This is a genomic window from Rhizobium sp. 01T437, assembly GCF_056398505.1.
Genome location: NZ_JBFTPM010000026.1, coordinates 1 through 24404 on the forward strand (window position 1 = coordinate 1; position 24404 = coordinate 24404).

Annotated in this window: 22 protein-coding genes and 1 pseudogene; 7 read left to right on the forward strand and 16 right to left on the reverse strand. The window is 60.2% G+C overall.

Features of this window, described 5'->3' with window-relative positions:
* The 11 genes and pseudogenes from AC1DM5_RS31925 to AC1DM5_RS31975 form a co-directional block, all read right to left on the reverse strand.
* On the reverse strand, nucleotides 1-791 hold a 791-nt coding region (locus AC1DM5_RS31925), incomplete at its 3' end, for a cache domain-containing protein (RefSeq protein WP_477822762.1).
* Between the two features lie 280 nt (nucleotides 792-1071).
* A pseudogene (locus AC1DM5_RS31930) lies at nucleotides 1072-2744 on the reverse strand (methyl-accepting chemotaxis protein).
* Between the two features lie 350 nt (nucleotides 2745-3094).
* Nucleotides 3095-3547: a plant virulence effector HPE1-like domain-containing protein gene (locus AC1DM5_RS31935; RefSeq protein WP_477822763.1), complete on the reverse strand. Its 453-nt coding sequence runs from the start codon at nucleotides 3545-3547 to the stop codon at nucleotides 3095-3097.
* A gap of 108 nt (nucleotides 3548-3655) precedes the next feature.
* A complete protein-coding gene (gene purD, locus AC1DM5_RS31940; RefSeq protein WP_477822764.1) occupies nucleotides 3656-4927 on the reverse strand; it encodes a phosphoribosylamine--glycine ligase in 1272 nt (423 codons plus the stop codon).
* 91 nt (nucleotides 4928-5018) lie between these two features.
* Nucleotides 5019-6956 carry a DUF2207 domain-containing protein gene (locus AC1DM5_RS31945; protein ID WP_477822765.1) on the reverse strand — a complete coding sequence of 646 codons (1938 nt, stop codon included), beginning with the start codon at nucleotides 6954-6956 and terminating at the stop codon, nucleotides 5019-5021.
* Between the two features lie 136 nt (nucleotides 6957-7092).
* The gene (aroA, locus tag AC1DM5_RS31950) at nucleotides 7093-8364 is read right to left on the reverse strand and encodes a 3-phosphoshikimate 1-carboxyvinyltransferase (RefSeq protein WP_477822766.1); all 1272 of its coding nucleotides are present in this window, start codon (nucleotides 8362-8364) and stop codon (nucleotides 7093-7095) included.
* Nucleotides 8365-8447: 83 nt separating this feature from the next.
* Nucleotides 8448-8999, reverse strand: coding sequence for a LemA family protein (locus AC1DM5_RS31955; protein WP_477822767.1), 552 nt, complete (start codon nucleotides 8997-8999; stop codon nucleotides 8448-8450).
* Between the two features lie 114 nt (nucleotides 9000-9113).
* A complete protein-coding gene (locus AC1DM5_RS31960; protein WP_477822800.1) occupies nucleotides 9114-10850 on the reverse strand; it encodes a DUF2207 family protein in 1737 nt (578 codons plus the stop codon).
* Between the two features lie 169 nt (nucleotides 10851-11019).
* Nucleotides 11020-11955 carry a glycine--tRNA ligase subunit alpha gene (locus AC1DM5_RS31965; RefSeq protein WP_477822801.1) on the reverse strand — a complete coding sequence of 312 codons (936 nt, stop codon included), beginning with the start codon at nucleotides 11953-11955 and terminating at the stop codon, nucleotides 11020-11022.
* A 181-nt stretch (nucleotides 11956-12136) separates the two neighbouring features.
* Nucleotides 12137-12328, reverse strand: coding sequence for a hypothetical protein (locus AC1DM5_RS31970; protein WP_007814309.1), 192 nt, complete (start codon nucleotides 12326-12328; stop codon nucleotides 12137-12139).
* 18 nt (nucleotides 12329-12346) lie between these two features.
* Nucleotides 12347-13207 carry a S49 family peptidase gene (locus AC1DM5_RS31975; protein WP_477822768.1) on the reverse strand — a complete coding sequence of 287 codons (861 nt, stop codon included), beginning with the start codon at nucleotides 13205-13207 and terminating at the stop codon, nucleotides 12347-12349.
* A gap of 193 nt (nucleotides 13208-13400) precedes the next feature.
* Here AC1DM5_RS31975 and AC1DM5_RS31980 point away from each other — a divergent pair, with 193 nt between their 5' ends.
* Nucleotides 13401-14744, forward strand: coding sequence for an Nramp family divalent metal transporter (locus AC1DM5_RS31980; RefSeq protein WP_477822769.1), 1344 nt, complete (start codon nucleotides 13401-13403; stop codon nucleotides 14742-14744).
* Nucleotides 14745-14802: 58 nt separating this feature from the next.
* Here AC1DM5_RS31980 and AC1DM5_RS31985 read toward each other — a convergent pair whose 3' ends face one another.
* Nucleotides 14803-15579 (reverse strand): tRNA1(Val) (adenine(37)-N6)-methyltransferase, encoded by a 777-nt coding sequence (locus AC1DM5_RS31985; RefSeq protein ID WP_477822770.1) that lies wholly within the window; start codon nucleotides 15577-15579, stop codon nucleotides 14803-14805.
* 4 nt (nucleotides 15580-15583) lie between these two features.
* Nucleotides 15584-15811: a putative signal transducing protein gene (locus tag AC1DM5_RS31990; protein ID WP_310378525.1), complete on the reverse strand. Its 228-nt coding sequence runs from the start codon at nucleotides 15809-15811 to the stop codon at nucleotides 15584-15586.
* Nucleotides 15812-15920: 109 nt separating this feature from the next.
* On the opposite strand from AC1DM5_RS31990, the gene AC1DM5_RS31995 reads away from it, so the two are divergent.
* From AC1DM5_RS31995 to moaB, 4 genes are all read left to right on the forward strand, one after another.
* Entirely contained in the window at nucleotides 15921-16937 is a 1017-nt protein-coding gene (locus AC1DM5_RS31995) for a polyprenyl synthetase family protein (protein ID WP_439014205.1), read from the forward strand.
* A gap of 202 nt (nucleotides 16938-17139) precedes the next feature.
* A complete protein-coding gene (locus tag AC1DM5_RS32000) occupies nucleotides 17140-18972 on the forward strand; it encodes a tetratricopeptide repeat protein (protein ID WP_477822771.1) in 1833 nt (610 codons plus the stop codon).
* Between the two features lie 6 nt (nucleotides 18973-18978).
* On the forward strand, nucleotides 18979-19872 hold the full coding sequence (locus AC1DM5_RS32005) for a 4-(cytidine 5'-diphospho)-2-C-methyl-D-erythritol kinase (RefSeq protein WP_477822772.1): 894 nt from the start codon (nucleotides 18979-18981) through the stop codon (nucleotides 19870-19872).
* Nucleotides 19872-20423, forward strand: coding sequence for a molybdenum cofactor biosynthesis protein B (gene moaB / locus AC1DM5_RS32010; RefSeq protein ID WP_477822773.1), 552 nt, complete (start codon nucleotides 19872-19874; stop codon nucleotides 20421-20423). The genes AC1DM5_RS32005 and moaB overlap by 1 nt, the downstream gene beginning before the upstream one ends.
* Before the next feature lie 22 nt (nucleotides 20424-20445).
* Here the strand turns inward: moaB and AC1DM5_RS32015 are convergent, their stop codons facing one another.
* On the reverse strand, nucleotides 20446-20760 hold the full coding sequence (locus tag AC1DM5_RS32015; RefSeq protein WP_477822774.1) for a hypothetical protein: 315 nt from the start codon (nucleotides 20758-20760) through the stop codon (nucleotides 20446-20448).
* Nucleotides 20761-20937: 177 nt separating this feature from the next.
* The gene (locus tag AC1DM5_RS32020; RefSeq protein WP_113321887.1) at nucleotides 20938-21456 is read right to left on the reverse strand and encodes a glycosyltransferase family 2 protein; all 519 of its coding nucleotides are present in this window, start codon (nucleotides 21454-21456) and stop codon (nucleotides 20938-20940) included.
* 139 nt (nucleotides 21457-21595) lie between these two features.
* Here AC1DM5_RS32020 and AC1DM5_RS32025 point away from each other — a divergent pair, with 139 nt between their 5' ends.
* Nucleotides 21596-22753 (forward strand): PA0069 family radical SAM protein, encoded by a 1158-nt coding sequence (locus tag AC1DM5_RS32025; RefSeq protein WP_477822775.1) that lies wholly within the window; start codon nucleotides 21596-21598, stop codon nucleotides 22751-22753.
* 228 nt (nucleotides 22754-22981) lie between these two features.
* Nucleotides 22982-23674, forward strand: coding sequence for a ribonuclease HII (locus tag AC1DM5_RS32030; RefSeq protein ID WP_477822776.1), 693 nt, complete (start codon nucleotides 22982-22984; stop codon nucleotides 23672-23674).
* 235 nt (nucleotides 23675-23909) lie between these two features.
* Here AC1DM5_RS32030 and AC1DM5_RS32035 read toward each other — a convergent pair whose 3' ends face one another.
* Complete coding sequence (locus AC1DM5_RS32035) at nucleotides 23910-24401, reverse strand: F0F1 ATP synthase subunit B (protein WP_477822777.1); 492 nt, start codon at nucleotides 24399-24401, stop codon at nucleotides 23910-23912.
* Nucleotides 24402-24404: the final 3 nt, after the last annotated feature.

A 24404-nucleotide genomic window follows, 5' to 3' on the forward strand; every position in this document is an offset into this window, starting at 1 on the left:
ATCGCGTGACGTTCCCTGATCTTTTCCTGCAGCGACTGCGTCGCCTTCGCCATCATGCCGACTTCGTTGTTCATGCCGGTATGCGGGATCTTCAGGGAAACATCTTCCTCGGCAACCGCCTGCAGGGCGTTGTGCACGTCCTTCAGAGGRTTCGAAATACCGCGGATGACCAGATAGGCGGCGACGATGGCGAAGAAGAACAGGACGATGCTGCCAGACAGCGCGGACAGAATCTTGTCGTTCACCTGAGTATCGAGATCGTCCATGTAGACGCCGGTGACGACGACGACCCTCCAGGGATCGAAGGCCAGTGCATAGGCCGTCTTGCGGAAATCACCCGCGGGCTGACCCGGCTTGGCCGTGGAATAGTATTCGACGAGACCACCGCCCTGCTGCCCGACCTTGACCAGCTCTTCGCGATAGAGCTTGCCCTTGCTGTCCGGCTGCCCCTTGTTGGTCTGGCCGATTTTCGAGGCGTCATAGTGGAACATCATCTGGATGTCGTAGCTATAGCCGAAAAAATAACCATCGGGGTCGTATTTCATGGCGTTGAGCGTGGAGTAGGCCTGCTTCTGGGCGTCTTCCAGCTTCATTTCGCCTGAAGTCACCTTTGCCTGATAGAGCTTGAGAACGGAGACCGCAGACTGGACCTCCGAACGCAGCATGTCATAGCGTTCCTTGTAGATCGCATTGACCGAGGAGCGGACCTGGAGAGTGGTCGCGATCGCAAACGCTACCATCAGGCCGATGACCAGCAAGATAAGCTGCTTCGATATTTTCAAATTTTTCATGATGCCTCGCAACGGGAATGAGTGGCTGCATTCCGGTGCGGTTTTCTACCGCCTGTGCGAGCGCGCCAGATAAAGGCGACGCATCTACCGCTGCTAAAGGAACATGCTGCGACCGGTTAGTTACGATTGGCATTCATCCTATAATAAAGCTTTAATTTTATTAGATTTTGGACAAAATTTCCCTACAAATCTGGGGGTGCGCCAAAAGCAAAGCCGCCGGATCTTCATCCGGCGGCCGCTAATATTTTGGTAATGAAAAGGCCTGATGTCTCCGCCCCGCTTATGCGGCGCGGCGACCCTGATGCATGGCCGGAGCGACACCGGCAGAGCTGATGCGGAAGCCCCTGATAAGGCCGAGCAGTTCATCGGTATCGGCAGCCAGCGTTTCGGCCGATGCCGTCGTCTCTTCGGCCATGGCAGCGTTCTGCTGGGTGGCAGCGTCGAGCTGGTTCATCGAAGACGAGATCGAACGCAGCGTCGTATCCTGTTCGGAGGCGCTGTGGGCGATCTTGGCGACGATCTCRTTGGCAGCCTTGATCTGGTCGGAGATGCGCTTCAGCGCTTCGCCTGCCTCGCCGACGAGGCGGACACCGTGGTCGACCTGGCTGGAGGAGCGGGCGATCTGATCCTTGATCTCCTTGGCGGCAGCAGCCGAGCGCTGGGCCAGTTCACGCACTTCCTGAGCGACGACGGCAAAGCCCTTGCCGCTTTCGCCGGCACGGGCAGCCTCGACACCGGCGTTGAGCGCCAGCAGGTTCGTCTGGAAGGCGATCTCGTCGATGACGCCGATGATCTTGGTGATCTCAGACGAAGACTTCTCGATGCCGCTCATGGCTTCGATCGCCTGGGTGACGATGGCATCGCTGTGGGTTGCTTCGGTCGAGACCGAGTGAACCCGCTTGCTGGCTTCATGGGCACCATCGGCCGTCTGGCGRACGGCAACGGTCAGCTCGTCGAGAGCAGCCGAGGTTTCCTCCAGGCTTGCGGCCTGGCGCTCGGTGCGCTGCGAAAGCTCGTTGGAGGCGCGACGGATCTCTTCCTTGGCGACACCGATATCACCGCCCYTGGCGCTGACCTGGGCCATGGCGGCCTCGAGATGCGAAAGCGCATCGTTGAAGTTATCACGCAGAGCCGCGTATTTCTGGCCGATGTCGGCGCAACGCACCGTCAGGTCGCCGTGGGCGATCTGCTCCAGCGCCTGGCCGATGGTGCTGACGACGCGGGCCTGCAGCGTGGCTTCATCCTGCTGATGGCGCAGGTTGCTTTCGCGCTCGCTTTCGAGAGCCAGYTGCTGGGCCGCCTCGCGATCGGACATCGCGTGACGTTCCCTGATCTTTTCCTGCAGCGACTGCGTCGCCTTCGCCATCATGCCGACTTCGTTGTTCATGCCGGTATGCGGGATCTTCAGGGAAACATCTTCCTCGGCAACCGCCTGCAGGGCGTTGTGCACGTCCTTCAGAGGTCGAAGGCCTTGGAATAGGCGCCCTTGAGGAATACCTGGTCTTCCGGCTGGCCGGGCTTGCCCCAGTAATAGAAGGTACGGCCGCCGCCGGCCTTGCCGTGGTCGACGAGCGCCTGGCTGAATTTCGTGCCCGCCTTGTCGACCTGACCGCTCATGTCCTTACCGATATTGGTCGGATTCGGATGAAAGACCTGGACGACGTTGTAGTCCATGCCGAAGAGATATCCTGATGGCTGGAAGGTCACGCGCTTCAGGATGTCGAAGGCTTCGGCCTGGGCAGCCTCATGCGTCATCTGGCCGGCCTTCTCGCGTTCGTAGAAGGTGTTGAGGACGGAGATGCCTGATTCGACCTGCGTGCGCAGCATGTCGAAACGCTCATCATAGATCGCCTGCTCGGATGTACGGATTTCAAAATAGGTTGCGACTGCAAATGCAGCCATCAAAACACCGACCAGCGCAAAAAGCTGATGAGCAATCTTGAGTTTCTTCATGATTGGCCTCACAGAAAAGGTGAAATGCAGTATCCCGGATCGGTCAACTCCCGACCTGCGCGCGAGAAATCGCGCGCTCAGCTAGCGCAATCATGCGTCCTCCGGCCCTCGGTAAGTAAAATTAAAGTGAATGATTAAATTATCTTTTAACAAAGGCAGGACTTCTACTCGGGCGGACTAGTAAAATTGATGGGTGTCTTCTTGCAGACTTGTATAGGTTGCAGTCTGATCATGAATACAATCAGATAAATTAGAATATACTTATTTTGAATAGACAAAAAGCACCCTGCTTCTCTTCAGAGTGCGTTCGCGATGATCGAAACTTTGATCCGAGTGGCAAAGGGATCCGATTAGAAACGGAGCTCAAACGCGGAAGCGTCGAGAGGCGTGGTTCCACCCATGCCGGCCGCTACCGGCTTCGCATCGCCGCCGACCACGGCTGCCGTCGCCTCATTGTCGATACCCTCGCTGGGCACCGGCGGAGCCAGCGCAAGCATCTGCTCGGGCGTTGCCTTGCTCACGAAGAGGACGGGGGAACCACCCATCCAGTTTTCGGTGCGATAGATCTTCTTTTCTCCATCGACATCACGGACCTCGGCATGCTGGAAAGCGCCGGGATGCAGTTCCGGCACCGAATAATCCTTTTTGGAGGCTTCCGTCTGTAGCGGCGGGCAATGGTCGCAGGTCTCGGTGATGATGCTGCCGGCTTCCCTCGGCTTGCCCGGCCCGACCGCTTCGATCGAACCGGCCATGGCGGAACCAGCCGCCAGCAGAAATACTGCACTGAGGAAAATCTGACGCATCAACACTACTCCGTCTCACATTAAGAGCCAGATTAGCGCAGCTTTGTTTCCATCCCGTCAGAAGAAAGGGTAAAAATTTAGCGAAACGGGCCGATGTCCGCCCGCCGCCTATGCCTTTTCGCGTTCGACCGCGCGCCAACCGATATCGCGGCGGCAGAAGCCGTTTTCCCATTTCACCCCGTCGAGCAGGGCATAGGCGCGGTCCTTTGCCTCACCGACCGTGCGGCCCGTCGCCGTCACGTTCAGGACACGGCCGCCGGTTGCCACCAGAGCACCATCCTTCAGCGATGTGCCGGCATGAAACACCTTCTCGCCCTCGCCGGCTGCCGGCAGCGCGAAGATCGGGGTGTTCTTCTCATAGGAGCCGGGATAGCCTTTCGAGGCCATGACGACGGTCAGTGCAGGGTCGTCGGTCCATTCAGCCTCGACCTGGTCCAGCGTGCCATGAGCACAGGCAAGCAGCAGCGGCAGGAGATCGCTCTTCAGCCGCATCATCAGCACCTGGCATTCCGGATCACCGAAGCGGACATTGTATTCGATGAGTTCCGGCCCCTTGGCGGTCATCATCAGGCCAGCGAAGAAGACACCGCTGAAGGGATGGCCACTTTCGGCCATGCCGTGAATGGTCGGCTCGATGATCTCCTTCATCGTACGCTCGATCATCTCGGCCGTCATGACAGGTGCGGGCGAATAGGCACCCATGCCGCCGGTATTGGGACCGGTATCACCCTCACCGACACGTTTATGGTCCTGCGCGGTCGCGAGAGGAAGGGCGGTCTTTCCATCGCAGAGGCAGAAGAAGCTTGCTTCCTCGCCATCAAGATAGGCTTCGACGACGACTTCGGCCCCTGCCTCCCCGAAAGCGCCTTCGAAACAATCGTCCACTGCGGCCAGCGCCTCGTCCAGCGTCATGGCGACCGTCACACCCTTGCCGGCGGCAAGACCATCGGCCTTGACGACGATCGGCGCGCCCTGCTCACGGATATAGGCCTTGGCCTTCGGAGCGTTGTTGAAGCGCTGATAGGCGCCGGTCGGGATATTGTAGCGGGCGCAGATATCCTTGGTGAAACCCTTGGAACCCTCGAGTTGGGCAGCCGCCGCAGAAGGGCCGAAGACCGCAAAGCCTGCGGCACGCAGCGCATCGGCGATGCCGGCAACGAGCGGGGCTTCCGGTCCAACGACGACGAAGTCGATCGCCTTTTGCCGGCAGAAGGCGACCACCGCATCGTGGTCGTCGACATTGACCGCGACCAGTGTCGCATGTTCTGCGATGCCGGGATTGCCGGGCGCAGCGTAGAATTCCGTCATCAGCGGCGATTGCGCCAGTTTCCAGGCGAGTGCGTGCTCGCGTCCGCCCGATCCGATCAACAGAACCTTCATGCCTGATCCCTTTCCTGCTGGTCTGGCCTGCTGGCCCGGCCTGTTGGTCTGGCGGTTAAGCGGGAAGGCCCGAAAGGTCAAGCGGGAAAGCTCACCAGCCCCCCCCGCCGCCGCCCCCGCCACCTCCGCCGGAAGATCCGCCGCCGGAAAAACCCGAGGACGAACTGGAGGGCGGCGGCGAAGGAATGGTGGACGCGATCGTCGAGGCCATCGACGACGAGAAGCCGCCAATACGATCCGAAAAGCTGCCGCTGTTGAAATTGCCGGAATACCAAGCGGGGCTATAGGCAGCCGCAGCGGCTCCGGCTGCAGCAGCCGCCAGCCAAGTTTCGAACGTGCGCGACCATGGCTTTTCGACACCGAGCGCCACGGCATAGGGCAACAGGGTCTCGAAATGTTGCGGCGACATTTGCGGCGCGCCGGCCATGTTCATCCGGTCCTTCTCGGCGAGCGTCAGATATTGCCGCAGGCCGTCGACGCCGGCTGTCATCTTGGCACCGAGCGGCGTCGGTGCCCCCATGATGAAGAAATAGAGGATGTTGAAGAGCACGATGCCGCCGACCGCAAAGAGCATGGGCGTTTCGTGGAATTCCATCAGCGAAGAGCCGAGCGCCAGCACGACGGCAGAGAGAATGCTCAAGCCCACAAAAACGGCGATGGCGATGGCGATGACCGCGAAAATCTTGCCGACGAGCGAACGGCCGCGATGCAGCGCCTTCGCAAAACCTGCCACGAAGACAGACAGGAAGACAGAAATGCCGATGGGGATGATCATCAGCGCGATCGTATCCGGCTCCAGCGAGCCGAAGACGAAGAGCGCCACCAGGGCCGCAGCGCTTAAAATCACGCCGCCGGTGATATAACCGGCATTGGAATTGTAATATTTGCCGCGGTGTTCCCGTTCGATCGACGAGCGGAAGCTCTGGCCGACCGATTTGACCTTTTCGCCGTTAGCCTTGTCGATGGTGAGCGTATCACCGGCTCTGCCGACCGCCTTCAGGAACTCGGCCTCGCCGGCCTGGAGCTTCTCCTTGCCGAGCGGCTTGTCGGTGCGACGGATGACGATCGAGTCCTTGAGATCTTCCAGCGCAACATAGCCGCGCACGGCAAGATCGAGCGCGGTTGCCGAAAGCGCCGTCCAGCCCTGGCCGGAAAAGCCTCTATTGTCGATGTAATTGACGAGCGCCGGAGAGATACCAGACGGCGGATCCCAGCGCGGCACAACGATCTCTCGCGCCGGATCACGGCCAACCTTCAGCCAGGAGCGCGTGTAATAGAGGAAGACGAGGATGAGGCCGCCGAAACCGATGAAATAGTCGCGGTTATCGCTGAACCACCAACTGCTCTCCTGATCGGCGCTCGGCGGATCGATCGCACCCTTCGGCAGTTTCGCGGCAAAGGTCAACCCCTCCTCCGCGCCGAGGGGCGCGGTGGTTGCGACGACCAGTCGGCCGTCGTCTGCGCTCGCTCGAGCATTCTTGCCGGTGGCACCGACGGGGCCAGTGAAGAAGGCGACGTCTTCGGGCACAACACCCTGCGGAAAGGTGACCGTCGCTACTGCCGAGCGGATCGGAAAAATCCAGCCGTTGCCGGTAACGTTCCAATAGAGCTCGTCATGATCGTCGAAGTAACGGATCTGACGGTTCGTTTTGTAGGTGAAGACATATTGATGGCGGCCGGGAGAGATCATCACATCTTCGGAGCCGGCATAGATGCGGATGCCGCCAGTGACGGATTCCGTATGCCAGGGCTCGTCCCTGCCATCGCGCGTGACCGAGACGACGCTGAAATCGACGCTGCGGCGTCGGCCGCTCGCATCCCTGAAGGTCAGCGGAAAATCGCGGAAGATGCCCCGCCGGATGCGGTCGCCTTCGGCATTGACTGTGATCGTTTCCGCCACCGTTATCGCCCCGCTCTTTTCCAGCTGGATTGTGGAATCGAAGGAAGCGATGAATTCCTCAGCCGTTGCTGCTCGTGCCGACAGCACCAGCAGCAATGCGAAACAAATGCCGAAAAACCGCCGGACCATGTCCCCTCCCCGATTGCGGTTCAGCCTGAAGCGTGTCGCGATGTTTAGAGTCGCCGCCACGCTTTAGGTGTTTGTTTTACGCGTGTCGTGATCGCAAAACCGCGGCACAATTCTGTGCAACAGTTCCAGGCCTGACTCAGGCTTCGTCCTTGTAGGCAACTCCCAACCCTGCAAGCGTGCGCCAGTAAGCCGGGAAGGTCTTGCCGACGCAGTCAGGGTCGAGAATGGTGATGCCATCGATCTTCAAGCCGGCAAGCGCAAAGCTCATGGCGATGCGGTGATCGGCAAAGGTATCGATATCGGCCGGCAACGTCTGGCCGGCGAGGCCGGGATCGGAATGGACGATCAGATCGTCGCCTTCCTCGACCGCCAGGCCTTCGCGAATGTTGTTGAGCCCCGTGGACAGAGCGCGGATGCGATCGCATTCCTTCACCCGCAGGTTGGCGATGCCGACGAAACGGACCGGCGTCTCGTTGAAAGCCGCGAGAACGGCGATCGTCGGGATAGCATCCTGCATCTGCGAGCCGTCGATTTCGGCCGGCAGGTACGGAAATTTGGCGATCGTCTCATAGGCCTTGGCGTCCGGCTGGGTGAAGGCATCGTTCGCCACGCCAAGGTCGATCTTACCGCCGCTCAGCACTTCAGCGGCCCAGAGGTATGTCGCCGCCGACGCATCCGGCTCGATGACGAAATCGGTTGCGGTGTAGCCGGTCGGCTCGACGCGCCAGGTCGCGGCGTCGAGCTGCTCCACCTTGGCGCCGAAGGCCTCCATGGCGGCAAGTGTGAGATCGACATAACCGCGGGCACCGATATCGGTACCGGCAAGCGCAATCGTGACAGGCGCGTTGGCGCCCTGCTTGGCGAGCGGTGCTGCCATCAGAAGGGCCGACACATACTGGCTGGACAGACCGGCATCGATTTCGACACGGCCGGACGCGAAATGTCCGTTGCCGCGCACCGTCACCGGCGGGCAGCCGGTTGGCGCCTCGGCGTCCAGTCCCAGCGACTTCAGGGCAGCGACCAGCGGACCGATCGGCCGCTTACGCATATGCTCGTCGCCGTCCACCACGACCGTGCCCTCGACGGAAGCAACCGCGGCTGTCAGGAAGCGCGTCGCCGTGCCGGCATTGCCGAGGAAGAGCGGAGCTTTCGGCTGATGAAGCTTGCCGCTGCCGGTCACGACGAAGGTAGTCTCGTCGGGCTCGTCTATCTGCACGCCCATGGCCCGCAGCGCCTCGGCCATATATTTCGTGTCGTCGCTCTTCAGCGCGCCGGTCAGCCGGCTCGTGCCCTTGGCAAGACCCGCCAGGAGCAGGGCGCGGTTGGTGATCGACTTGGAGCCCGGCGGCACGGCACGACCGGCCAGCGGCTTGCCCGGCGGGATGATGGTGAGCTTGGCTTTACTCATTGCGCTTGTCTCTTCTGTCTATTGCAGCGGCCGCAGACGGCCTTGTCGGACTGCTCATAGCAGTTTTTGTGCAAAGACAAAGGTCAGAACTTGACGGTCGGTACGGCGCGATCGGCCTCGTTGGCGATTTCGAAATATTCGCGCTTGGAGAATCCGAACTGGCCGGCAACGAGGTTCGAGGGGAAGCTCTCGACCTTGACGTTCAGATCGCGGGCAGCGCCGTTATAATAGCGCCGCGCCATCTGGATTTCGCTTTCCATCGTTTCCAGCGAGGCCTGAAGCTCGGAGAAATTCTGGTTAGCCTTGAGGTCTGGATAGGCTTCGGCAAGCGCCATCACCCGGCCGAGCGCCTGCCCGAGCAGACCTTCCGCCTGCGCCCTGCCGGCCACATCGCCAGCAGGAACGGCCTGCGCCCTGTTGCGGAGTTCGACGACCTCTTCGAGCGTCGTCTTTTCGTGGGCGGCGTAACCTTTGACGGTCTCGATCAGGTTCGGGATCAGATCGGCGCGCCGCTTCAGCTGCACATCGATGCCGGACCAGGCTTCCTCGGCCATCTGCCGGGAACGGACGAGGCCGTTGTAGATGAAGATGACGTAGAGTGCGACGATGACGACAACAGCGAGTATTATGTACATACGAATGCGCTCCCAGCTCCGATGACCGCACGTTAACGATTCGATGCTCCAAAGTCATGATGGCACAGGAATGCTTTTGCCGATTTCGTAAGACTTGGGAGGCTGGGAGCCAATCTAGGATTTTTTCAGCCAATCAGGAGCGTAGGCATCCATCTTCTCGCTCGCTAGCCACAGGTTGAAGCGCTCGGTCCAGCATTGTTCTGCGCCAAATGCTATAGCGAATGGAAGGCAACGCTCGTAGCTTTCGATCGACATTTTCGGACCATCTATCTTCCCGAGAAAATAACGATTTAGCGCCAGCAGATTGTTACGGAGCTGCCGCTGTGACGGTGTTGGAGGGCGCTTCATCCTCAACGCGGCGAAAAGGGCGGCAATATTCACGAGAATGGCCAGCAGAAATGGCCACTGTTCGCTGACAAGCTCGGCCGTGGTGACGTAGTACAGCGCAATAACCGCTAACGCCGGTAGAACTACATATAGACCGAACGCGTCCTTAGAATTGTCGGGCCAATTGACCCGCTCCGGGTGCAGGATTCCCATCACGACAAAGAGCGACATCAGCAATATACCGCATACGGCCACAGAATAGAGCAATAGCCCCGCGAAATACGCAACCCCAACGCCAAGAGCCAGGATCGAGAAGACGGTCACTAATTTGCTGCGATCTGTCCCAGTGTTTAAACGCCCGTATTCCTCGACAACCTTCTTGTGCAACTCTCCATTCAAATTGTTCCATGCGCGCATAATTCTGCGCCGATCATCGACAGGCTTTTCTTTCTCAATCTGCTCGAAGACCAGACGGCTGGTGGCCGGTAGACTATACCACCTGATACCAGTCACCTTACCCTTTTTGGGTTTCTTGGAAGACAGTTCCGAAGCCTCGGCGTCTTCATTGAGGCCGGAAATGCGGAACTTTCGCTTGACCGCGAGATGGCAGACAGAAGCCAGAAACGCGGCCTTTGCCGCATCCTCCTTCCAATTCCAGAAAAGATAGGCGGCCAGAGCAGGAGATGTGGTCTGCACCACTTTGGTGTCGACGTCCGCCAAGTTCTCAGGCGACTGACACTTGGATCGCAATCTCAATGCGACGAACAGACCCGCGATCAACGGTCCCGAAATGCCTATGAATGTTAAAAAATGGTCGGAGAGCCACCAGCGCGCTTGCATTCCGATCGTCGCCTGCCGAAAGGTTCCTTTCGGATATTCGATCTCAATATCAGGCAGCCGCCGGTCGCGCTCACCCGCCTCAATCGATACCTCGATCTCGCCGGGTGCATTTTGCGTCATTTCATAAGCTGCGGGGTCAAGCTTTGAAGGGCGCGGCACTCCCCCAGGCGGGACCATCAGAACAACAGTCTTCTCGGCGCTCCAGTCGTGAACACGGCCCATATAGGCAGGCAGGACAAGAACCTGACGATCGCCCTCTTCACGAACCAGGCGGCCCAGCCTGTAAATGATGTTGATATAGCTGACGCCGACGGGAATGTCCGTAGAGCAGCGTTTACAATGCTCTTTTCCGATATAGATCGAGTAGCCCGGCACATTCTGTTCTACAAAATAGTGTTCCTCACGCCCATCGCGTCGGGTCGAGAACAGCTCGAAATCTCGCCGGTGAACGCTTCCTGACGCATCCTTGAAACGTTGCGGTATATCGACGTAGACGCCGCCGTAATTTGTCGACTTCTTGACCGCGATGGCGAAGTTTTCCGACACGACAGCGCTGCCGTCATCGGACACTTCAACCGTCGTCTTTACGGATTTGACAAGGAACTCTGCGTCAAAGTTACCGCATGACGTCAGCAATGCAGAAAGCGTGCATAGGATAATCCACGATGAGAGCACTCGGAGCATTCCGCTCGGACAACTCACAGATGAAATCTTAAAATAAAGAGGCTTGCTCTTCAAAGGGAATCCCGAATCTATACTTCAATTTTACCGCGCAACGAGACAATGTAAGAGCGGTCCATGCAACGTAAAAGAAGCATGGTTCAAGAAGCAGAGAATTTTTTCGGGACTGCTTTTACGCCGCCTCTTTCGGGAGGTTTACGCCACCCGCATCCGTCAGCAGGAAGGCTTCGCCGCAGGCTTTGGCGAGCGTGCGCACCCTCAGGATGTAGCTCTGGCGCTCGGTGACGGAAATCACGCCGCGGGCGTCGAGCAGGTTGAAGACGTGGCTGGCCTTGATGCATTGGTCGTAGGCAGGGAAGACGCATTTGTGCAGGCGCTGGTTGGCGTTGCCGCCGGGTGCGCCGGCGGCAAGCAGCGCCTGGCATTCCTTCTCGGCATCGATGAAGTGACGATGCAGCATCTCGGTATTGGCGAATTCGAAGTTGTGGCGTGAATATTCCTGCTCAGCCTGCAGGAAGACATCGCCATAGCTGATCTTCTCGTCGCCTTCGCGGCCGTTGAAGTTCAGGTCGTAGACATTGTCGACGCCCTGCACATACATGGCAAGGCGCTCCAAACCATAGGTCAGTTCGCCGGCGACGGGCGAGCATTCGATGCCGCAGATCTGCTGGAAATAGGTGAACTGCGAGACTTCCATGCCGTCGCACCAGCATTCCCAGCCGAGGCCCCAGGCGCCGAGTGTCGGGCTTTCCCAGTCATCCTCGACGAAGCGGATATCGTGCAGCAACGGATCGAGGCCGATGGCAGCGAGCGAGCCGAGGTAAAGCTCCTGCAGGTTCGGCGGGTTCGGCTTCAGGATGACCTGATACTGGTAGTAATGCTGCAGGCGGTTCGGGTTTTCGCCGTAACGGCCGTCAGAGGGGCGGCGGGAGGGCTGGACGTAGGCGGCCTTCCACGGCTTGGGCCCAAGCGCGCGCAGCGTAGTGGCCGGGTGGAAGGTACCCGCGCCCACTTCCATGTCATAGGGCTGCAGGACCGCACAACCCTTATCCGCCCAGTAATTATGCAGGGTCAGGATCAGCGCCTGGAAGGAGCGCTTCGGGTTCATATGGTCAGGAATGGCAGCAGACATGGAAGGGCACCGATTGCTTGGAATATGAGCGCGACAGGTGCCACGGAGGGCCGCAGGGGTCAAGACTTTTGCACCGCGTCCCGACAAACCTCACAAACGGCAAGCCGGCCAGCGATCTCGATCGCCGATCGGCAACGCTCAACACGCACGCTTCGGCCTATTCGTCTTCCCGTTTCAGGCGATATTCGCCCGTTGACGGATCCTTTACCAGCGTGCCGATGGCGCCCGTCTGGCGCTCCTTCTCGGCGCGGCGGGATTTTTCAGCAAGCCTCTGCGCATCAGAAACAAAACGGCGATAAAGCCACCAGCCCGCGCAGACGAGGATCAATAACGTAATTAGTTGTGCCATGTCCCCTCGTATCTCCCATCAAAGCCCGTAGCGGCTCCACAATGCCCTTTCCTCCGCGGCTTCGACAAGCCCCGATGCAAGACCGGACGCCGCACCTTCAAGCGAGACCGGCGAGACACCGGGAATGCGGCGGCCGAGCAGCCCGCGAGTCGCCGTGACGAGCTGCAGCTTCGTTTTCTGGCCGTAGCGTTTCTTCAGTTCCTGGCGCATGTCGCCAAGCCCGTCGATCAGGCCGAGCTCCAGGCCGCGCGTGCCGCTCCAGAAGAGACCGGAGAAAACGGCCGCATCGTCCGTCAGCTTGCCGGCACGGCGCTCGCGCACCATCGAGATGAAGACCTGATGGATCTCCAGCTGCAGGCTCTTCAGATACTCGATGTCCTTTTCCTTCTCGGGCTGGAAGGGATCAAGGATCACCTTGTTTTCGCCTGCCGTGTAGACGCGACGCTCGACACCGATCTTCTTCAGCAGTTCCGGAAAACCGAAGCCACCGGAGACGACGCCGATAGAGCCGACGATGGATGTCGGGTCGGCGATGATCTCATCGCCCGCCAGCGCGATCATGTAGCCGCCGGAGGCTGCCACATCTTCCACGAAAACCAGCACCTTCTTCTGCTTTTCCCGCGCAAGCTCGCGGATACGCGTGAAGATAAGGCGGGACTGGACGGGCGAGCCGCCCGGCGAATTGATGGAGATGGCAACGGCCGGCGCGTCCTTCATAGAGAAGGCCTTTTCCAGCACCGGCGCAACATTGGCGAGATTGAGGGTCGGGCGGAACTGACCACCGCCGCTGATGATCGCGCCCTGCAGCCTGACGACGGGAATGACGATCCCATCCTTGCGAAACCGCTTCGGCATCAGCTTTCTCAAAAATCCAGCCATTTCTCTTCCTCAACATGATCGGCGGCGCAAGCATGCATATGCACATTACAAGGGCATTGCATGTATGCGCTGCAACGACAAACGCAATGGCTATGCTCCCAAAACATCACCTCTCCATTTTCTTGTTGCGAATGACTTGCATTATCATTCTAATCAGGCATAGTGCCGGCATGGCTAAACAGGTGAAAATGGCATGGACATCGTAAATCCGAATGCAAAGGGCGGCTGGCGGACCGAGCGCGGGGAAGCTTCGCTCTCTGATGTCTACCGTACGGTTGGTACGGGGCGGCACAGCTCCACCTGGCGGCGCGCGGCAGCCTTCTTCGGCCCCGGCTACATGGTGGCGGTCGGCTACATGGACCCCGGCAACTGGGCGACCTCGCTCGCAGGCGGATCGAAGTTCGGCTATGCGCTGCTGACTGTCGCACTGCTTTCGAACATCATGGCAATCGTGCTGCAATCGCTTTGCGCGCGTCTTGCGATCGGCTCCGGCCGCGACCTGGCGCAGGCCTGTCGCGATGCCTATCCGAGCTATGTTGCGGTGCCGCTCTGGGCCTTTGCGGAAATCGCCATCATCGCCACCGATATTGCCGAGGTGATCGGCACGGCGATCGGCCTCAATCTGCTCTTCGGCATTCCGCTCGAAATCGGCGTGCTGATCACCGCGCTCGACGTGTTCGTCATCCTTCTGCTGCAGAGGCTCGGCTTCCGCTGGATGGAGGCCTTCATCATCACGCTGCTCGGCGTCATCGCGATCTGCTTTGCGATCCAGATCTTCCTTGCCGACCCGCAATGGGGCGCCGTCATCAGGGGCTTCCTGCCTACGCCCGAGGTCGTCACCAACCCGGAAATGCTCTACCTGGCGCTCGGTATTCTCGGCGCGACCGTGATGCCGCACAATCTCTACCTTCACTCCGGCATCGTGCAGACGCGCTCTTACGGCCATACCGTGCCGGAGAAGAAGGAAGCGCTGACCTTTGCGACCCTCGACTCCACCGTGGCGCTCTGCTTCGCACTCCTGATCAACGCCTCGATCCTGATCCTTGCCGCGGCTGCCTTCAATGCCAACGGCAAGACGGATGTGGTGGAACTTGGTGAGGCGCATTCGCTGCTGTCGCCGCTGCTTGGCCTTGCCATTGCGCCTACGCTCTTCGGCATTGCGCTGCTCTGCTGCGGCCTGAATTCCACGGTCACCGCCACGCTTGCGGGGCAGATCGTCATGGAAGGCTTCCTAAAAATCAAGCTGAAGCCCTGGGTACGCCGCCTGATCACCCGCGCCATCGCCATCGTTCCCGCGGCTTTCGTGACGATCTGGTACGGCGATCAGGGCACGGCCGAGCTGCTGATCTTGACCCAGGTGGTGCTCAGCCTGCAGCTTTCCTTTGCCGTCTTCCCGCTGGTGATGTTCACGGCCAGCAAGGCGAAGATGGGCGAGCTGGTGGCACCGAAGTGGCTGAGCGCTATCGCCTATGTGGTCGCTATCGTGATCGCCGGCCTGAACGTCAAGCTGCTCTTCGACTTCATGACCGGAGGTTAGAATTTGTTCTCAGGCAATTCCGGAATTGATTTTGCTCGCAATTCCGAACGAAATTGCTTCAAAGCCTGGCATAGGCCGCACGGCCATTGTTGAAATCATCGACGAGAGGGGAGAACTTGTGGCTCCCCTCTTCGTGCATGATGAGGGGCGCACGCAGTGACAGCCTTGCCCGCGAACCCTTGATTGCCGTCACGAGGATGCGGACGGCGTTTTCCCCCTCACGCGGATGAATGGCGGTGATCTCGATGCCGCCGAAGCGCCTGCCGCAGCCATCAATGATCTCGGCGATCGATTGCGGCCTCGCGATCAGCGACAATTGTCCGCCCGGCATCATGATGGCGCCGGCCGTACGGATCCAGCTCTCAAAAAGGCCATCGATCATGGCATGCGCCTCCGCCTTCAGCGCATCCGGCGTCCTGCGGTCGCCGGCATCGTTGAAAGGCGGGTTCATAATAACGTGATCGAAGCTTTCGTCGATCAAGCCTGCGTCATTGCGTGCCTTGGCGGTCAGCGTGACATCGGCCTCAACGACCGAGACGCGGCCGGCCATATGTGCATTGTCAGGGAGTGCGGCACTGCGGCGAGCGTAGTTGGCCATCTCCGCCGAGCGCTCGAAAAGCACGACCTCGGCCTTCGGAAGGCGGGAGGCGACGGCAAGGCCGGCTGCACCCGCTCCGGCCCCGAGATCGGCCACTCTTATGGGGCGATCATCGGCAACGAGGGCCGCCAGTAGCATGGCATCCATGCCGGCGCGATGCCCCCTGCCCTTCGGCTGGACGATATGGAAAAGGCCGCGATGAAAGGCGTCTATGGTGTCCGTCACCGCCTGCGTCATTTTTTCACTTCCGCTCGCGCAATTCGCCGCCGAGACCCGCATCGGTGAGGATGCGACGGGCTTGATCGGCCATCGCCTCATCGACCAACAGGCGGCGCGGCAGCATGCCGAGCGAGCCCTCCAGCACGCTCATCCCCTGGTCGGCGATGAAGCACGAAATCCCCGCATCCTTCATGAGGCTCTCCGCAAATGAGAGCAGAACGGGGTCGTTTGCGCGGATAAGCTCATGCATTTGCCGTCATTTTCCCTTCCGAATTTGCTGGCAGCGACAATTCACCCCTTGCCGCCTCCATCGCCCCTTTCTATTGTCAAAGGCAACGAATGAACAGGAGTCCGGGTCGTTGGGCGTGGTCATACCGCTTGAAGAAAACAAAAACAAACTGGCTTCCATCAAGCCGCTGGTGGACCTCACCAAGGCTGACATGGAGCGGGTGAACCAGCTTATCCTTTCCAAGGCCGGCTCCGATGTCCAGATGATCCCGGAGGTGGCGAACCATCTCATCTCCTCCGGCGGCAAGCGGCTGCGGCCGATGCTGACGCTCGCGGCGGCCTCGCTCTTTAACTACAGGGGCGAAAACCACATCAAGCTCGCCACATCAGTCGAGTTCATGCACACGGCAACGCTGTTGCATGACGACGTGGTGGATGAAAGCGACCTGCGCCGCGGCAAGTCGACCGCGCGGACGATCTGGGGTAACCAGGCGAGCGTTCTCGTGGGCGACTTCCTGCTCGGCCAGGCCTTCCGCATGATGGTCGAAGTCGGCTCGCTGGAGGCGCTCGACGTGCTTTCCTCTGCCGCCTGCGTCATCGCCGAGGGCGAGGTGCTGCAGCTCTCCGTCGCCAAGAACATGGAAACGACCGAGGACGATTACCTCTCTGTCATCCGCGCCAAGACGGCCGCTCTCTTTGCAGCTGCTGCAGAAGTCGGACCCATCGTTGCCGAGACCAGCAAATCCAACCGCAACGCGCTGAAATCCTACGGCATGAATCTCGGCCTCGCTTTCCAGCTCGTCGACGACGCGCTCGATTACGGCGGCAAGGCTGCCGATCTCGGCAAGAATGTCGGCGACGACTTCCGCGAAGGCAAGATCACCCTTCCGGTTATCCTGGCCTATCGCCGTGGCACGCAGGACGAGCGCGCTTTCTGGCGCGATGCGATCGAAGGCGGTAACAGCAGCGATGCCAATCTGGAAAAGGCGCTCGGCCTGATCACCAAATACGGCACGTTGAACGACACGATCCAGCGGGCCGTCCACTACGGCACGATCGCACGGGATGCGCTGGCGCCGCTGCCGGACAGCCCCTGGAAATCGGCCCTGATAGAAGTCATCGATTTCTGCATCGAGCGCGTGAACTGACGCGCGCCTCCGCGAGGGGCATGTCTTTGCAGCAACGCCGCCGCACACTTTTGCGCGGCGGCGCTTTAATCAAACGTCCTTGAACGTGGGCTGAATTTCTTGCAGGGCCGCTTCAAAAAAGCCATCCTGTTGTGAATCAGTGTTTGCAACTGATTTTGCGGTTGGCCCATTGAGTCGGCCGTCCCTGAAGAAAGGTTTTCTAATGCGGCAGAGATTTGTCACCCGTCTCCTTTCGAGCGCAGCCCTGGCGGCGGTGCTTTCGCTCGGCTGGATCGGCGGCGTGAATGCCGAAGACGCGGCCAAGGCAGATGATGCCGGCAAGACCGTGACTTTCGATCCGGACAGCGTTTCCACCTTCTCGGGCGCGTTTCTCGCTGCTCGCACGGCCGATGTGGATCACGACTATCCGACGGCGATCGAGCTCTACAAGAAAGCCTTGCAGATCGAGCCGGGCAATCCGGAAATCCGCCAGCGCCTGATGATCTCGCTGCTGCTCAACGGCGACATCAAAGACGGCGTGAAATATGCCAACGACCTCAAGGGCGACCCGACAGTCGAGCGGATCACCACGATCGTGCGCGGCATGGACGCGATGCGCCGCGGCGAGTTCAAGACGGCGGAATCGATCCTGAAATATGACGGGCCGAACGATCTCGACCGGATGATGAATGACCTTCTGCTGGCCTGGGCGCGTGTCGGCGCCGGCCGCGGCAAGGAAGGGCTCACCATGGTCGAGAAGATGAAGGGACCGGATTGGGTCCGCATCTTCCAGAACTACAATGCCGGTGCGATCGCGATCGTCAACGGCGACGTCAAATCCGCCCGCCAGCATCTCAATGATGCCGTGCTGGACAAGGAAGGAGGCGCGACTGCGCCCGATACCTTCATGCGCGCCATCATGGCGCTCGCCCGCCTCGAAGCCTCGCAGGGCAACAAGCAAAAGGCGCTCGACGCTGTTTCTGTCGGCGACAATCTGCTGCCGAACTACACGCCGCTGAACGCGCTGCGCGACAGTATCGAAAAGGGCGAGAAGCAGGAGCAGCAGGTCAAGAGCGCCGAAGAGGGCGCGGCTGGCGTGCTCTTCTCGGTCGGCGGCGCGCTGAACCGCGATGGCGCCGAGGACATTGTCTCGCTCTATCTGCAGACGGCCAATGCGCTCGATCCGAACAGTGCGGACACGCTGGTGCTGCTCGGCGGCATTGCCGAAAAGCAGAACCAGATGGATCGCGCCATTGCGCTTTACCAGAAGGTGCCGGCGAATTCGCCGATGCGCCGCATCTCCGAACTGCAGCTCGGCCTCGCTCTCGCGCAGGGCGGCAAGGTGGACGAAGCCCGCAAGCACCTGCAGTCGCTGATCGCCTCCGACCCGACGGATATCAGAAGCTACCTCGCCTATGGCAGCGTGCTTTCCGACGCCAAGGATTATCAGGCGATGGCCGATAATTACGACAAGGCTGTCGAAGTGATCGGGCCGCTGCCGGGCCGCTCCGACTGGAGCGTCTTCTTCCAGCGCGGCATCGCCTATGAGCGGCTGAAGAAGTGGGACCAGGCGGAGCCGAACTTCCGCAAGGCGCTCGACCTCAATCCGAACCAGCCGCAGGTTCTGAATTATCTCGGCTATTCCTGGATCGACATGAACCGCAACCTCGATGAAGGCCTTGGGATGATCAAGAAGGCCGTCGAGCTGCGTCCTGACGACGGTTATATCATTGACTCGCTCGGCTGGGCCTATTTCCGCCTCAACCGTTACAACGATGCTGTCGATGAGCTGGAACGCGCAGCGCAGATCAAGGCTGGCGACGCGACGATCAACGACCATCTCGGCGATGCCTACTGGCGGGTGGGCCGCAAGCTGGAAGCTGTCTATCAGTGGAACCGGGCGCTCGCCTCCGAACCCGAGGAAGCGGCGATTCCGAAGATAAAGGAAAAGGTCGCCAACGGCCTGCCGGCACAGGACGACGACTCCAAGACCGTCGACAAGAAGCAGCCGGACCCGCAGCCGGTGACGCCGCCGCCGGTCGACAAGAAATCCTGAGGCCGCATGCCTGACTTGGGCATGCCACTTTCCGTGACAGGCGATTTCGCCGTTACTGAAGATGCCTGCGCAAAAATCAATCTCGCCCTGCATGTGACGGGCCAGAGGCCTGACGGCTACCATCTTCTTGAAATGCTGGTGACATTTGCGCGCCATGGCGACCGGCTGGGCTTTGCGCCTGCCGATGCCGATGATTTCACGCTTTCCGGTCAGTTCGCCGATGTGCTTGCCGATGACCCCGGCACCAATCTGGTGCTGAAGGCGCGTGACCTGCTGCGGGAAGCGGCAGGCGGTGCTCCGCCCGTGCGCATCCATCTGGAAAAGAATCTGCCGGTCGCTTCCGGAATCGGCGGCGGCTCCGCCGATGCGGCAGCGACGCTGCGCGGGCTGATGCGTCTATGGGACGTGACGCTTCCCACTGAGACCGTTGCCGCCCTCGCGCTGAAGCTTGGGGCCGACGTGCCGATGTGCCTGAAAAGCACGCCGCTGATCGCACGCGGTATCGGCGAAAAGATAGAGACGGCCGATGCCCTGCCCTCCTTCGCTATGGTGCTCGCCAACCCGCTGAAAGGCGTCTCCACGCCCGAGATCTTCCGCCGGCTTGTCACCAAAAATAATCCTCCGCTGGTCCTGAAGAAGACGCCGCACTGGATGGAAACCATACGGGCGACACGCAATGATCTTGAGGTGCTGGCGCGAGAGCTGGTTCCCGAAATCGCCGAGATTTCAAACATGCTCGCGGCAGAAGACGCGCTTTTCACCCGCATGTCCGGCTCTGGCGCGACCTGCTTCGGCATCTTCGAGACACCCGTTGCTGCGCTACGCGCCGCTGAGCGTCTTCACGCGGCCCGCCCGGACTGGTATTTCCAGTCGACGGAGACTTTCGCAGGAGGTGCATGATGGCAGGCCTGGACGAAAAACGAGCTTTTATACCTCTCGGCATTGCGGTTCTGACCGTTTCGGATACGCGTACACTGGCGGACGACAAATCCGGCGATACGCTGGTGGCACGGATTGCGGAAGCCGGACATCAGCTGGTCGACCGCGACATCGTGCCTGATGACCGCGAGAGGATCACAGCGCGCGTGCGCGCCTGGACTGAAGCCAAGGAGATCGACGTCGTCATCACCACGGGCGGGACCGGCTTCACCGGCCGCGACGTGACGCCCGACGCGCTGGAACCGCTCTTCGAAAAGCGGATGGACGGGTTCTCGGCCTTGTTCCACCGCATTTCCTACGACAAGATCGGCACCTCTACGATCCAGTCGCGCGCTACGGCAGGTGTTGCCAACGCCACCTTCATCTTCGTGCTGCCGGGCTCGCCCGGCGCCTGCAAGGATGCGTGGGACGGTATCTTGAAGGCGCAGCTCGACTATCGGCATATGCCCTGCAATTTCGTGGAGATCATGCCGCGGCTGGACGAACACCTCAAGCGCGGCGCGACGAAATAGACCGGTTACAATAGCAGCATCGCTATGTCGCGAGGCCCGGCAGGGCGGGCATCGTTTCCCAGCTATCACCGGACAGCAGCACGCAGCTTATGCCGTGAACGTCCGTGACGACGAGCGTCCATGTGCCGCTTTCGGCGGCATAGACCTCGAGAATGGCGTTCTGGTTAATCAGTCCGACTGCAGTGAGCTTTTCACCAAAGTTGCTGTCCAGGAAATTGACGATCTCGGATCGGCCTGCGCAACTGCGCATCATCTGCGATGCTGCCGGATGCGGATGCGCGATCACCAATGTCGTCAATATGGCGGCCAGCAGGCCGTGGACCATATTGCGTAGCATGACGCACCTCCTTTCGCCGGGTACCGGCAGAAAAGGAGATTTTCGCTGACCTGTTCTGCCGTTCACCGGCATTCCATGGCCATCCGTTACGAAGCGAGGCGCTTCGGCGGCGCCATACCCGAATTATAGCGCGAAATCCTATTGGGCGCCATCTTTTCGCAATGTCGAGGAGTGCAGCTATCGCGCGGCGCGGGCGACCCAGGAGGGAATCAATTCGCTGGAGAGTTGGCGCGGCTTCTGTGCCTTGACGAATTCGGTAAGGCGCATGCCGCTCTTTGCAGCTGAAATGGCGAGTTTCTTCGGCATGAGCAGACCGAGTTCCAGCGGCGGCCTGGCACGGCCGACGCGCTGGAAAAAGGGGCGTCGATATCCGCGCGAGGCGGTGAAGCGCGCAGGCACCTTATTCAAGGCTACGTATTCCGCGACTTCGTCGATCCAGCCTGCCTGCGGTCTTGCGCCCGGTTCGACGAAGAGCAGCCATTCGCCGCGAGCGGAACGGATGATGTCCTTGATATCCCACTGCGAATGGAAACGGCAGCCGGCGGCATCCGCCACCCGCGAGGTGCCGTCGCGGGAGCCGTGATCGAGCACGACCACGTCGCTGACGAGGCCCTCGACGGCGCCCGCCACCAATACCGATAGAGTCTGGGCCAGCTCAGGTTCCTGATCCTGGCATTCAAGAACGACAGTCAACATTGCCTGTTTATAGAGCGCCGCACAAAATTTTGCCAGCACCACTTTCCCCATTTTGTTCTTGCATTGTTCTCTTTTTGCGGATAGGAATATAATCATCAAAACGAGCGGGATCGAGCGTTTTCCGCCGCTGGAGAATCCGATGAGACCACAGTCCCTTGCAGGGCAGGCGGCATTTGCGCCTGCCAATACGGCAGATATTGCCGACGCGATGATCGCGGCCTCAGGGCTGCGCATCGAGGTTGACCGGCGGCGTGGCCGCGGCGCGGGGCTTAACCCCAGCGGCCGCTTCGAGCCAACGCAGCGCGAGACCTTCGATGATGGCTGGCAGACGCTCGAGGAGCTGCCGCCCTTCAAGACGGATGTTCAGATCGAGAAGCCGCGCACGGCGATCACCCGCAACGAGTCCCCCGATCTTTCCTTCGACCGGTCGATCAATCCCTATCGCGGCTGCGAGCATGGCTGCATCTATTGTTTCGCCCGGCCGACGCATGCCTATATGGGCCTCTCGGCAGGGCTGGATTTCGAAAGCAAGCTCTTTGCCAAGCCGGACGCGCCGAAGCTTCTGGAGCGCGAGCTCGCCAAACCTGGCTACAAGGTCCGCGTCATCGCGATCGGCACCAACACCGATCCCTACCAGCCGATCGAGAAGGAGTGGCGCATCATGCGGCAGATCCTCGAAGTGCTGAACAAGGCGAACCACCCCGTTGCGATCGTGACCAAGTCGGCGATGATCCTGCGCGATCTCGATATCCTCACCGAGATGGCGGCGAAGAACATCGTGCGTGTCGGCATTTCAGTCACGACGCTCGACCGCAAGCTCGCGCGCCTGATGGAACCACGCGCTTCGACACCGACGCGCAGGCTGGAGGCGGTCCGCGGGCTTTCCGAGGCCGGTGTGCGCACGTCAGTGATGGCGGCGCCAATCATCCCGGCGCTCAACGATCACGAGCTGGAGCGTATTCTGGATGCCGCAAAGGCGGCAGGCGCAGAAGAGGCAAGTTATGTGCTGCTGCGGCTGCCGCTGGAGGTGAGCCCGCTGTTCCGCGACTGGCTGCTGCAGAACTATCCTGACCGTTATCGCCACGTCATGTCGCTGGTGCGCTCAATGCGCGGCGGTAAGGATTATGATGCCGAGTTCGGCAAGCGCATGAAAGGCGCCGGACCCTACGCCTGGCAGATCGCCCGCCGTTTCGAGATGGCGGCAAAGCGGTTGGGGCTGACCCGGCGAAGCCTTGCCCTGCGCGACGATCTCTTCGTGCCGCCAAATGGCAGCGGCGTGCAACTTTCGCTGCTCTGACTGGTTGTTTTACGCAATTCCGGACGCAAAACCGCGGCACACTTTTGCTGGAATTGCTTTTGTTAACGAGCTTGCGTGAGGCGTGAAGAAGACCTGCCCTGCGTCTTCTGTCTTGCGCAATTCCTGCGGATGGCCCTGACCGCACCATCCGCCGGACCGCCCCCGGCCGTCGCCGCCCTGATCCGGGGGGCTTGCAGGAAATCGGGTTGGCGTGCGAGTTTCAACCGCATGAAACGTCGCACGTCACCCGATTCTCCTCTGCTCTTTGAAGAGGTCCCCCTCGTGCCGGATTTCCGGCTGGAGCTGAAAGCCCGCAAGGCTGGCCATTGGCCTGTCGCGGGCGCCGACGAGGCTGGGCGCGGGCCGCTTGCAGGCCCCGTCGTGGCTGCAGCCGTGATCCTCGATCCCAAGCGTATTCCAGAGGGCCTTAACGATTCCAAGCAGCTTTCGGCGCAGAAACGCGAGGAGCTGTTCGTCCAAATTCTTGCTACCGCCACAGTCTCCATCGCCTCGTCCAGTTCCACACGCATCGACGAAACCGATATCCGCAAAGCAAGCCTCGACGCCATGCGCCGCGCAATCTGCGGCCTTTCCGTACCGGCAAGCTATGTGCTGACGGATGGGCTGGACGTGCCGATTGGGCTCGATTGCCCCGGGCAGGCCGTGGTGAAGGGTGACGCGCGATCCGTTTCGATCGCCGCCGCCTCCATCGTTGCAAAGGTGACGCGCGACCGAATGATGGCGCGCGCGCATCTGGTGTTTCCCGAATATGGTTTTGCCGCCCATGTCGGATATGGCACGGCGCAGCATCGCTCCGGCATCGAGAAGCACGGGCCGTGCTCGCTGCACCGGATGAGCTTCCGGCCACTCCGCAAGGACGGCGTCGTGGAAGAGGTGAATGGGGAGATGCTGGAGGAGTAAGCTCCAGCGCGATATCCGCTCCATTTCCCTGCAAGCCCAGGGATGGGAAAGTGTCAGAGACACTCGATTGCTGGACCGACATCGAGGGTTTCGGCAGGAGCTTCCGAAAAGGGTGATCCGTTGTTTTCGGCGCTGCCCATCACAGGTTCAGACATCACACTAAGCACAACAGCATCCGCCACAAGCAGAAAAGCCCCGCTGAGGCGGGGCTTTTCCAATCCTATAGAGCTGCAGCTCAGTTCAGACGGGTTTTCACTTCGCCGACGGCGTGACCGAAGAGCTCGGACTGAACCTTGCCATCAGCCTGCTTGCCGATAACGGATTCAGCGGCTGCGATGGCGAGATCGACTGCAGCAGAGCGAACAGCCTTCATTGCGTCAGCTTCGGCCTGCTTGATCTTCTGCTCCGAAAGAGCCGTGCGGTTGGCGACGAATTCTTCCGTCTTCTTCTTCGCCTCAGCGGTCAGCATTTCAGCTTCGCGCTCGGCAGCGGCAACGATGTGAGCGGCTTCGGCTTCAGCTTCCTTGCGTTTGCGCTGGTATTCCGCGAGCAGGTGCTGGGCTTCCTCGCGCAGACGCTTGGCTTCCGCCAGCTCGTTGCGGATCTGGTCGGCGCGGTCGTCAAGCGACTTCGCCATCATGCCCGGAACCTTCAGGTAGATGATCAGCGCCAGGAAGAGAACGAGGCCAACGAAGGCGAAGAAAGTTGCATCAAAAGCAAATTCCATTGA